At 47.5% G+C, this 10,925-nt stretch carries 15 protein-coding genes; 1 reads left to right on the top strand and 14 read right to left on the bottom strand.

What is annotated here, in order from left to right:
* Positions 1–169: 169 nt before the first annotated feature.
* Together G3480_RS22885 and G3480_RS22880 are read right to left on the bottom strand one after the other, a co-directional pair.
* Positions 170–664 (bottom strand): site-specific integrase, encoded by a 495-nt coding sequence (locus G3480_RS22885; protein WP_206171852.1) that lies wholly within the window; start codon positions 662–664, stop codon positions 170–172.
* A gap of 92 nt (positions 665–756) precedes the next feature.
* Positions 757–1,236, bottom strand: coding sequence for a hypothetical protein (locus G3480_RS22880; RefSeq protein ID WP_164656425.1), 480 nt, complete (start codon positions 1,234–1,236; stop codon positions 757–759).
* Between the two features lie 338 nt (positions 1,237–1,574).
* Between G3480_RS22880 and G3480_RS22875 the strand changes: the two genes are divergently transcribed.
* Complete coding sequence (locus G3480_RS22875; RefSeq protein WP_164656423.1) at positions 1,575–2,405, top strand: IS5 family transposase; 831 nt, start codon at positions 1,575–1,577, stop codon at positions 2,403–2,405.
* Between the two features lie 1,902 nt (positions 2,406–4,307).
* On the opposite strand, the gene G3480_RS22870 is transcribed toward G3480_RS22875, so the two are convergent.
* From G3480_RS22870 to G3480_RS28625, 12 genes are all read right to left on the bottom strand, one after another.
* Positions 4,308–4,940, bottom strand: coding sequence for an FMN-dependent NADH-azoreductase (locus G3480_RS22870; RefSeq protein WP_164656421.1), 633 nt, complete (start codon positions 4,938–4,940; stop codon positions 4,308–4,310).
* A 116-nt stretch (positions 4,941–5,056) separates the two neighbouring features.
* Positions 5,057–5,275, bottom strand: coding sequence for a DUF4926 domain-containing protein (locus tag G3480_RS22865; RefSeq protein ID WP_164656419.1), 219 nt, complete (start codon positions 5,273–5,275; stop codon positions 5,057–5,059).
* A gap of 3 nt (positions 5,276–5,278) precedes the next feature.
* On the bottom strand, positions 5,279–5,620 hold the full coding sequence (locus tag G3480_RS29610) for a DUF6883 domain-containing protein (protein ID WP_167752485.1): 342 nt from the start codon (positions 5,618–5,620) through the stop codon (positions 5,279–5,281).
* A gap of 47 nt (positions 5,621–5,667) precedes the next feature.
* Positions 5,668–6,546, bottom strand: coding sequence for a restriction endonuclease (locus G3480_RS22860; protein WP_164656418.1), 879 nt, complete (start codon positions 6,544–6,546; stop codon positions 5,668–5,670).
* Between the two features lie 211 nt (positions 6,547–6,757).
* Positions 6,758–7,504: a TerD family protein gene (locus G3480_RS22855; protein WP_164656417.1), complete on the bottom strand. Its 747-nt coding sequence runs from the start codon at positions 7,502–7,504 to the stop codon at positions 6,758–6,760.
* A 587-nt stretch (positions 7,505–8,091) separates the two neighbouring features.
* Positions 8,092–8,310 (bottom strand): hypothetical protein, encoded by a 219-nt coding sequence (locus G3480_RS22850; RefSeq protein ID WP_164656416.1) that lies wholly within the window; start codon positions 8,308–8,310, stop codon positions 8,092–8,094.
* A 440-nt stretch (positions 8,311–8,750) separates the two neighbouring features.
* Positions 8,751–8,963: a hypothetical protein gene (locus G3480_RS22845; protein WP_164656414.1), complete on the bottom strand. Its 213-nt coding sequence runs from the start codon at positions 8,961–8,963 to the stop codon at positions 8,751–8,753.
* A complete protein-coding gene (locus tag G3480_RS22840; RefSeq protein WP_164656412.1) occupies positions 8,960–9,400 on the bottom strand; it encodes a PIN domain-containing protein in 441 nt (146 codons plus the stop codon). The genes G3480_RS22845 and G3480_RS22840 overlap by 4 nt, the downstream gene beginning before the upstream one ends.
* A 146-nt stretch (positions 9,401–9,546) precedes the next feature.
* Positions 9,547–9,732: a type II toxin-antitoxin system HicA family toxin gene (locus G3480_RS22835; RefSeq protein WP_164656410.1), complete on the bottom strand. Its 186-nt coding sequence runs from the start codon at positions 9,730–9,732 to the stop codon at positions 9,547–9,549.
* Positions 9,729–9,941: a type II toxin-antitoxin system HicB family antitoxin gene (locus G3480_RS22830; RefSeq protein ID WP_164656409.1), complete on the bottom strand. Its 213-nt coding sequence runs from the start codon at positions 9,939–9,941 to the stop codon at positions 9,729–9,731. Before G3480_RS22830 ends, G3480_RS22835 begins: the two co-directional genes overlap by 4 nt.
* 60 nt (positions 9,942–10,001) lie before the next feature.
* A complete protein-coding gene (locus G3480_RS22825) occupies positions 10,002–10,223 on the bottom strand; it encodes a hypothetical protein (RefSeq protein ID WP_164656408.1) in 222 nt (73 codons plus the stop codon).
* The gene (locus G3480_RS28625; protein ID WP_240905992.1) at positions 10,213–10,500 is read right to left on the bottom strand and encodes a PIN domain-containing protein; all 288 of its coding nucleotides are present in this window, start codon (positions 10,498–10,500) and stop codon (positions 10,213–10,215) included. The genes G3480_RS22825 and G3480_RS28625 overlap by 11 nt, the downstream gene beginning before the upstream one ends.
* Positions 10,501–10,925 lie beyond the last annotated feature (425 nt).

Raw genomic sequence — 10,925 nt, 5'->3', positions numbered from 1 at the left:
CTAGGGGGGATTTCGGGCGGCATCGCTCGCATCGGGAAACAATTGATGGCCACTTGCTAAGGACGGCAAAAGGGAAGACCTGCACCATTCTTCCAAAAAACATTCTTCCAAAAAAGACCGACGTGGAGTGGAGTGGAGTGGAGTGGTCGGCCTTGAGCGATAAATTAGCCTATTTCAAGCCAGATAACGCCTTTTCGTTCTTGATATTTTTCTCAGACTCTAGAAACTGAAAAAACTTTCTGACTGCAACTTTAATATCACTATCCGTAGAAGAATCCCAGACTTTACGGTGATACCATTTTCTAAAATGAGAGTTTGCCATTCCTTTTGTGACATCCTCCAAGTTTTCGACATCCGTATAATCACATAAAAACTCTATAAACATCTGAATGATATTAGTATGTTTCCGAGCCGTCTTTTCGGTGTATTTATTTGAGAGATATGATTCAAACTCGGACTTTAAGCTCTCAAGATGATCTCTAAACGGCTTTCTTTCTTCTTCCGCTTCTTTTCGTGCCTGAAAATATTCATCAATCTTGTCACCTGGAATCATCACTTTTCCAGTAAATACTTTTGGCATATCAGAACCCTTTAACCAATGATTTGTGTTGTCTTGGCGTAAGCTATGAAGTTTGAGACTAACGTCAAACTTAAACCAATCCATACTGCACTGAGACAAGACTGAATGAAAGCGCTGAGCTATGTGCGCAGCCGCCAGCTTGAAGTGAATATTGGGCCTATAGTGACATTAGCCTCCTATTGCGAGGAGGCTCGTGGATGGTCGGTTGGCATCAATCGTGATATTGACGACAGTAATTGTTCCTGGTTACCGCGATAGACCACAGGACTGCTATAAGTTGCCGCCTGCCTGGTTTCAATAACCAATCGGTTATTCTGAATCGACATGGCTCTAATGTCACTCCAGCGAAGAAACACATCACTGGTAAACAGATGGTAAGCAAAGCGGATGCCGTCATCGTTCGCGGTCAGTTTCTTGAAGTACTCCGGTTGTGTCGCTTGGTATCCAAAAAATACCCCAATAAGTGATCCTGCAAACAAGACAATCAAGCCAGCGATATGCCAACTTTGAGATAAGCGCCTCCGAAAGTCTAGCCAGAACGCGAAGCCGAGCCCAAAGCCGACGAAAGTCACACCGCCCAAAATATACCAAGTCATGTATACGGATTGGAATTGATATAAAAATGTCTGTTCCATCGATATCGTGGCCTTGATCATCGTTCGGTCCACCTGCCGTGATGCAACCTCAGTCGGTCAAGTAAGACTCTGCTTTTTTGATAAAAATTGCTTTAGTTGAGTGCTTTTATCGGTCTTGGGCGAGACGATGATCAAGGCCGATATCGTATCCAAGTATGCCCAACGTCAAGCCTAAGCCGGGCCGTACTGCGCCCATGATGATTCCGAATGCGAAATGGCAAGCTAGACGGCGCAGTACGGGCTCGGCTTTAGACACTGTATCGAAACTAACCCTCTGATTTATTGTCATAATTTCTGAAGCAAGAGCCGATTCTATACGTATCTATACGAATTTGCCCTCTATATTCGGAGAGATCAAAATGACTTCAGACAATGGCGAAGCGCTTGTGCGGTATCCTAGCGACCTAAACGATGAAGAGTGGGCTATCATTGAGCCGATCCTAGATGAACTTGATCCCTATACCACCGGACGCCCTCGCGACGCGGATATGCGGGAGATTCTGAATGCAATCTTCTATCTCAATAAAACAGGTTGTCCGTGGCGCTATTTGCCAAAAGATTTTCCCCCTTATAACCGTGTTAATTACTACTATAATAAATGGACTCATAGCGGAGTACTCGCGCAGGTCAATGCAGCCTTGCGTGGGTGTTTGCGCGAGAAAAATGGGCGCCAAGCAAACCCAACCGGCGCCATCATCGATAGCCAAAGCGTGAAAGGCACACAGGAGTCGTCGATTGAGTCTGGCTTCGATGGCGGCAAGCTCGTCAAGGGACGAAAGCGGCATATCGTTGTCGATACAATGGGTTGCCTGCTCGTCGTCTGTGTGCATGCGGCCAACATCTTTGACGGGAAGGCGGCTCGTCAGGTTTTCACACGTCTCTTTGTGCTCCTCGAGAGCGTCAAGCTCATCTGGGCAGATTGCGGCTACGCTGGCCGTGAGCTGTTTGAATGGGTATTGGCAGAATTCGATTGTATCCTCGAAGTTGTGAAGCGGCGGAAAGGAAAGAAAGGGTTTCATGTATTGCCACGCCGATGGGTCGTAGAGCGCACATTTGCTTGGATCGGTCGATCGCGTCGCCTGAGTAGGGATTATGAAAGAGAGCCACGATCAAGTGGGTCACAAGTCTATCTGGCTTCCTCGCGTCTATTGCTCCGTCAAATCAGCAACAATCAAATAGCTTATGAGTAAGTTATTTGGCGTCGTTACGGAATCTGGGTCGAGATTCATTGCGAACTAGTTTCTATACAGTGTCTTAGGCGCATGTTAGGCGATTAATAAGGTTTGTTCTCTGTATAGAAATTTCAGAAAACTAAGTACCTCAACAGAATCTCGAATGCTGAATAGAAAATATTAAATTCAATTAAAATGCTAAAAAATTCATAAAAATCGATTATTTATAATGATAAAGTATTCATAAAGAGCAGTTTTACTGTTACAAGCAATTTAGTAGGGGTGCTTACCAGCCCTTTTAAGGTGCCGTTACGTGTCCGGTTTTAAGTGGCTGATTTCATGAAGGCCAGCTCTGCCAAAACTAGGGATTGGCAGCGGTGACCCGCAAACCCGTCGCTTCAAGCGATTCATTTAAAATGTTGTTTTTACACACCTTAAAAGGGCTGGGGGTGCTTACTTGTCTATCTTGCGAAGATTTGAGCCTGGAACCTTCGCCCCCTCGTGAAAACCTTGCTTTTGGATCTTCTCTCGCGCAGCCATCTGCCCTGGAGTTAAATTTTCATCCTTCTTTTTTACCACCAATTTTGAGCGTATTCTCTCTTGTTTAAGAATTTCAGTTCGAGACAGTTTTCTTCTTGATTTCTTTCCTATCTTTTTCCCTATATTTGACGCCCCATGCGCAGGCTCTGTTGTATTTGTTGAGCGTTTATTATGAATGGGTGCGTTTAGTTTGTCGAAGTCACGGCGAAGTGTTTCCGACCTATTTCTTGTATCAGAACACGCTTTTTCAGAATGCCTATTTGATATTCTAGTTTTGGATGCGTCGAAACGCTGTAACCTAGTGAATCCGCATGCCGGACAAGCCATAAGTTGATGCTTGTCCGATCCGCATTGTGGGCACTTTTCATATGCCATATGGTCCCGCTACATTTTCCTGTGTGCGCCTAACGACATTCGTAACTGGCCCAAAACTGCGCCGGTATGACGCTTGAATTTACCACTGAGCTGCGCGCGCGGTTTTGGGTCGACCCTTACGCAATTGTTATGTTCTTCTCGTAAGCGGCAATTGAAAGGTTCTTGTTTCTGTGGCTAGAGTATCTCCGTTGAGCATTCTTGTGGTCCACTGCTGAACGGTAGCTTCGGTTGTGTTGGTGGCGGCTCGATTGATCAAACTATTGGAGCAGACAGTTAGTCCGAAAGTTGTGAGGCGAACGTATTCGGCTCTTCCTTGAGGTTCAAGCCAATTCTTCCTCTTCCAGTACGAGAGCGCCGTTGGGCTTAGCAAAAAGCGAAACGCATCTGATCTCATTTCGATCAAAGTGAGGTCTGTGGCGTTTTGCATAACGCGGAATCCGGCAAGAGTCATGCCCCGAAGCTGTTCAGGATCGGTAGGATACTGCGGGGCTGCGTGAAGCGTGATCGCCTCAAGAGCAAGATCATATATTGGAGGCATGTGAGGATTCTCGCTGAATGCTACCTTTCGAACATAACGCAAAGATCAGCCCCGCGCTATTTGCGCATCGGCTGAAACATCTCGTTAGGCAAATAATGTGTTGCGCGCCAGTTCTTTTATTACCCGTTCTTCCTACGCACCCTTAAGCTTCTGTTTCAGCCGCTCTGCAAGATTCTCTGCACTCGGGATTTCATTTGGATTCTCCTCAAAGGCCTTCGCCAAGACGGCAAGATATAGAAAAGGGAACAGATTTATTTTAAATTTGACCTCTTCGGCAGAGCGAGGTAGGTCTCGAACATGAAAGCTGCTTCCGTTCTGGTCCAAGATCCGGTTTGTTGCGAATAAATAAATCCGTCCTCTTTTCTGTTCCTGCGAGCTTCCGGAGTTAGGTAAACTGTCCCCGGAACTGGAACTGCGAACTGCAGCCTCAGCGGCGCGCGCCTTAGTGCGTCCGCTGTAGGCGCATGTTAGCCAGTTGACTCAGCTGTATACCATCTATCAACGATTTCATGTATTTGCTCATAACATCTATCCAAACTCGATTCCTTATAATCTTCCGATATGTTCATTCCTTCGGCTAATACCGGCTCGATTTCCGCAAAACCCATAAACTGGAATTCAGTACGAACCAAAGTAGTGAGGTGATCCCAAGGGTTGGGTGGATCGAGATATGGGCCACCACTCGCCGACATGGTGATTGCTCGTTTTTCTTTCATCAGACCCGCATATCCAGTTGGACCCGACGTCCAGGTATGTTCCTTCAACATGACCGCATCAAAGTATGTCTTTACGATCCCAGGAAAAGAAAAATTATGCATCGGAAATGCCATCGCGACGACGTCGGCGCCCATGAATTGTCTGGTTAAAGCATCAAAAGGCTCCAGTCGTTGTTTGCCCTCCGATCCGATTTCTTGCTTCAGATAGTCTCTTTTGACATAATAATTTAATGCTTCACGATCAAAAAAAGGTGGGGGTTTTTGGATAAGATCTATTTCTTCGATGGTGCTTAATCCTTCAATTTTCTGCTGAAATCGCTCTAACAGCTTTGCAGAATGAGATCGGGGAATGCGCGGTAGGTATTTTACGATCAATGTTCTCATGATTTTTCCTTTGGCTAACGTTTCGCGTAACCCTTTCGCGCAACCTGCGCATTTGTAGCGAGCATCGCGAGCAAAAAATGCGTCGGCGTTTACGCGATTGTTATGTCTTTTCTTGTTTACGCGGCCTCGACCTTCGAATAGTGGAGGAGCATCAAATCTTCTTCTTTGATGCCAAGCATCGCGTATGCTCTTCCATCATCCCCGCAAAACTCGACCTCGTAGGCGGATTCTCCAAGCTTTTCTACGACAGTCCCCACTTGCCCCTTGACTAATCTTGCTTCTGGCAGATCTCGTAGTAAGGCAACCACATCCAACTCTTTAATCTTGTTTGACATTGTCTATCGGCCTCGTAACACGTAACAGGATGTAAGGCGAGGTCTTTTTTCGCCCAACTTAATGATCCATGTGCTTCTTACCATTGCTTCCTTGGTGCCCGTGGCGTAAGTGAAGTCAACAATGTATCGAGTGCCGAACTCATCCACTGTGCCAATAGCACAATCCTCCGTGATTACTTTCTGTAGCAATGTGCCCGCAAGTTCTTGTGCGTTGCTGCCAGTCATTCCCAAAGCAGAGAGAAACACCCGTGCCTTGTGTTTGCCTCTTGAGTGTTCGTGGCTCAGGCAGTAGTCGGTGAGTTTCCGGATGTCGACAACTTCGTATTCTGCGTTCGGGACTTTCACTTATGCTCTTCAGGACATAACGCAGCCGATCCACTTGTTAGCGTCTATCATCGATACTTTTCGAAATATGCGAGATCGACATCGAAAACCGTGCGCTTTTTTAAACCAAGCTCAACCCGTTCAAACATCTCGACAAGTTTTTCGCTGTCTACTAGCTCGACCTGCGGCGCACCTTCGCGATTCGCTTCCTGAACTGCTGCGGCCGAGAAGCCGGAAGTAGTGATGATGATCCCCTTTTCAGCACGCCCGATCATGGCGTTGCGAAAGTCGCCAACCTGCGCCCGAGAAACCAGATTCCCTTTCGCATAACGCTTGCATTGAAAAAGCACCTTGAAACTGACGAATGGATTAATCTCCAGAACTCCGTGGCCATCGATACCTCCATCTGCCGTTCCGCCGGTAACTTCGACCTTTTCGAAACCGGATTCCCGAAGCAGTTCACGGCAGACCTTCTCGAAGCCTGAAGGGCTTAAACTCCGTAGTGTGGATAGCAGGTCCACAGCTTCATCAGTAGCCACTTGCCCAGGGGCGGCGTCTTCATCTTCTTGCAGCGGATCGACGACTTCTTGAACTTGCTGCCCCTTTCGCGCCTCTGCGTGAATCGCGACCCATTTCAAGAAAATCTGCCGAGCCTCAATTTCCGTTAGATGAGTTGCGCGGCCTTGTTCTGTAAGTGTCCATGTGCCCCGCTTTGAAGAATCAACGAGACCTTCCCATACTAAGTATTGGCGTGCCCACGCAACTTGGTTCTGAAACCTACTAGCACCAGACTTAAGCGTCTCGTCCAAAACTTCATCAGGAATTGCCAGGTTCTTAGCGATTCTTGAATAGACCTCGCGTGGTCTACCGGAATCACCAAGGTCTCGCAATGCGTCGAGCACAGGACCAAACCACTTCACAAATTCTGCGTTTGATTTTTTTGCCATCGCGCTGTTGGCCGCTAACGTCACACCTAAGCCGACCCATACTGCGCTGCGAAGAGGCCGAATAAAAGTACTGATCTACGCGCGCAGTATGGGGTCGGCTCGAGGTGCGTGTTAGGCAATTTTGTCGGTTTGATTCGATGTCTGAGAATCAAATCGACCCTAGCCCCATTAATTCCCTTATTTCCTGAAAATTAAACAATTAAGTAAATTATCACCGGAACTCGGGGAGCTCGGCAATCATACTGTTAAAGCCTTTGCGACTTAAAGGAGTGCAAATATCTTTAACGGCCCAACCTCTTGAGCTACGATAAAAATCCAGGAGAATGAGGCCATCTTCCTGGTCCGCAATGGATAATGCGTCATAAACGAAAACGATCTTTCCTGAATCGCCTCTGCTAACAACTAGGAAAAGCTTATTAAGGTGGTCAAAACGCGGCTTTATTGAATCTTGCAAAATCGCGAGCATAGATATAACCGCAAGTCTATCCACCATTGGCGAAACTCTTGGAAAATCCAGCGAGAGAGACCACCCACCTTCCCAGGTTACACTTCCGTCATCGGACTGACGATATTGGTAGTTTACAATTTCCTGTGGATATTTCTTGTTTTCTTTACTATAGCCAAAGCAAAAAATCATTGGGTCAACTGATAATCCTTTTGTCTCGAATTCCAATACGACATTGTACTTGATGTCAGAATCCAGCAAATCGCCGCTGCAACTAGGATCGCACCTGCTAGTAAACGCAGAAGCATCTCCAATTGGGTTGTCCAGGATTCTGGACCAGAATTTTCCATATGATTCTTCAGCGGCTCTTCGGGATTTAACTCTATAAATGAAAGAAAGCGAAGTTAGACCCGCAAATACAACAACAGCTATTAGAGTCAAAGCCATAAAAAAATCACATGTTATCGAGATTAAACCGCTTTTCGCGAGGGCTGTGTCAAATGCCAAGCGCAAGGCAGATGCCTCTAGGTATGGAGCCAAGCTCAGCAAGGGGACCGAGCGGCTCTTACGTTATTTAGCTTGCTTGCTTCCTATTTCTCTCAATATGCTTTGGATGATTTTTTCTCGGTGCCTAACGTAAGCTTCAGCCGTTGGCCAAAGCGATGCAAGCGTAGCGAGTGCGCTTTGGCCGGTCGGCTGAAGGCCTTTGTTAAGTGCTCTTCATTTGCTTTAACAAGGCGTTGTAATCAGAGTGCGAGCCTACCCAGAACCAAACTATCTTTTCATCTTTCAATATGCCGACAGCTCGATAGTCCTTTGTGATGCGGGCGTTGATCATGGGACCGCCCGTCTCGGTCGAGTCGGCGCCGTGCATCCTTCAGGCAAAGCGACCTGTGAGCGGCCGTGCGTTTGGACTCAGACGACGATCAAGTCTGTGATGCGTGCAGAATATACGGGAAGGCTAGAATGCACTCTTTTGAAATGTAGACTCGGATACCAAGGATCATCCTGAAAAAGCAGGTAAGCTTCTTTTGCTCTTTTCCTGACATCTACTGGTAGCTCGCGGTAGCTCTTCAAAAACTTGGCTGTTGCTTTGGAAATCACAATTCATCCGGATCCAGCTTTGTTGTCTTTCCTTGGTCTTCTTCCGACAAAGCTTCTAGCGCCAGTATGCCTAACGAATCTTCCGACTCAGCGAAAAGCGCATCCCATTTTTTATCCGAGTCGATTTCTTCGAGAACCCACCTTGCGAGTGCATTTTGTTCAATGTCTGGTAATTTCGATGCTTCGCTAAAAGCCTTTTCAAGCATGCTTGTCATATGTTGACACCTCTTGGTCTTGCCGCACTTAACGCCATGCTCAGCCGAGCCGGTTGAGCGAGAGCGAAACCGGCTTCGGCTGGAGCATCGTGTTAGGCGATTTAATCGCATTGATTCGATTCTCGAAAATTAAATCAAATTGAACCTGACCCCTTAACCCCAAGCACATCGTTAAGCGATTTTTGTCGGTTCGATTCACTTGCCGAGAATTAAATCGAACCTGGGTCCTTTAATTTCTGGCTACCGTTGGGCGCTACCTTCGCCGGGATGCCGAGCTTGACCGCCGGGCTGCGTACGCCCTCGCTCGCCTCCGGGCTCCACGCCCCCCTCAGCCTCGAAAAGCTATTTTCTATCCCCCTCCGCACCGCCACGATCCCGGGCTTGTCCAACAAACGGTTCAGATCGTCGCTCGCTTCGCTCGGACGATCTAACCTTATTCGTTATGCGCTCGGTTCTCGCTGAGCCTTGATTTCAGTAATAATGTCCTTCACAGACAAGCCTTCGAACAGCTTGTCACGGTCTATCGTGTAGTTTCCGGAGCCTGCTCGGAACTGATTGAGGAATCGAATGGTATCAACAACCCCTATTGCCATAATTAGCGCATTAGTGCCGCGTTGAGTTACTTCAGAAATTGGTTGAACATGTGTTGTCATCGTAAAGCCTCAGATACAAGAGTAAGCGCGGAGACGACCTTGCAGCCGAGCCCAGTTTCTGCCCTAGCTTTCCGTAAAAGGCGGTCATCGCATGTCGTGAAGAAATCCACTCTTGCTGTCGATGCAAGAGCAAGATGGATAGCATCCATTGGCCTGATGCCACGGATTTCGAGAGATTCGGCTAATTTCTCTGCCTCATCAGTAATTTCGATTCGCTCTTTGGATAAATCCAGAATTGCCGCCACTTCACTACGACGCTGGACGTCCGGAATACGCCTCGTTTCGTATTCGAGTGCCTCGGAATTCACCATCACAACATCGCCGGCTTGAGCCGCCGCGAGGATTGACAGAATGGCTTCGGTTTCAACTCGAATTCTTGGTTGGGTTTGATCGTCAAGTGGGCGCTGAAGAGAGCAGCTATCGAGGTAGATTTTCATAAGATGATTTGACTCTCTGCTTCCTCTTCACGCGCATAACGTTGCAAATCAGCCGACCCAAAAGCGCGCGTGGCACTGAAGCATGAAATAAGTAGCGAGTTCGACGCGCGCTTTTGAGGTCGGCTGCATTTGCCGTGTCAGCCGTATCATGGCTCTTCAATTCCAGGGTCTCTGCAAATTTTTCGCGCCATCAATTCTTTGATTTCATTGTGTCGCGGTACGGCCGTCATCTCGCCGGTGTTTTTGTTCTTCCATATAGAGTGGCGTCCGCCTTCACGCACTAATTCGCAGCCATACTTGGACAAATGGCGAATCAATGCGTTGCGCTTCATATTGCTATCGGAATTTCTTCAAAATCATTTTCTGCTTGATCTCGGGCTTCCTGACAGCGGAGTTCCAGTATATCTTTAACAGCTTCTCTTAGACTTAAGAGCAACTCCTCTTTCGTCTTTTCTTGGGCATTAGCGCCCGGGATTTCTTCAACCCAACCCAACCACCAGTCGCCGTCTCTCTTAACGATCGCGGTGAATTCTGCTTTCATAAAGCATAGCCTCGAAGATCAGATGCGTAGAGTATTGCTCTTGCCGGCTAACGACCCAGCTCACCGGCCACTGCGGAGCGGTAGCGGAGCAGTGGTCCGGTGAAGCGACTTGTTAGCGGATGCTTGCTTAATCGGTGGTTCTACAAAAGGACGGCCCATATCTATATGTTCTTTTTCAGATCTCTTTAAATCTTCATAGATTTCGCGCAAGTCATAGTTGAAATTTGCAGCATGGGCTTCTCTGTTAGCTCTGACTTCTTCTATGATTTCATCAATTGCCATCTTCTTCTCCAAGCAGCTCTTCCGGCGTGCAAATGAACGGCAGGAACTGTCCTTGTTCACTGAGATAATCCATAATTCTTTTTTGCAGTTCAGGATTCGCAATGTGTTTGCAATTCCATGTCAGCAAATAGTCAACTGCATGAATCGTGGCAATAGCAATATGCAAGCTATCCTCTGCTGCTTTGGCAGGAATTATTCCTTTGTTTAGAAGATTCTCTGCGAGTTGGTATGACTCTTCTGTTGCAACCAACAACGGAATGCTTTCGATGATTTCCAAACGTCTTTGAGCAGCGTCCGCATCCCAGCAGCACATTCACGCAATACCAATTCTGACACGACAAATCATAGTCTGTTCGTTTATCCCACCATGCTGAGGTTATTTGCTGGTGAGCAGCACCGATAATGGTTTTACTGGGTCGTGCAGTCAAATAACTGATGACAGAAGTTTCAAGATAAACTCTGCGCTTCAATGATATCTGCTCCAGATGTTCTTCACTCGCTAACGTCAACGATAAGCCGGGCCATACTGCGCAACTATAACACTACCGGATTGCTCTGAGGTCGGCGTTGATCATCGGACCGTCCAGTCGGTTGAGTCGACAGCGTGAATCCTTAAAGGCAAAGCGACGTGGGAGCGGCGCCCCCCCGCAAAAGCGCGCCCCTAGCGGCGGGGCGCCCCCCCCCCCCGGTGTGGGCGTGGTC

This window comes from Thiorhodococcus mannitoliphagus, from assembly GCF_010915725.1.
Taxonomy (GTDB): domain Bacteria; phylum Pseudomonadota; class Gammaproteobacteria; order Chromatiales; family Chromatiaceae; genus Thiorhodococcus; species Thiorhodococcus mannitoliphagus.
This window is presented reverse-complemented; position numbering and strand designations above follow the sequence as displayed.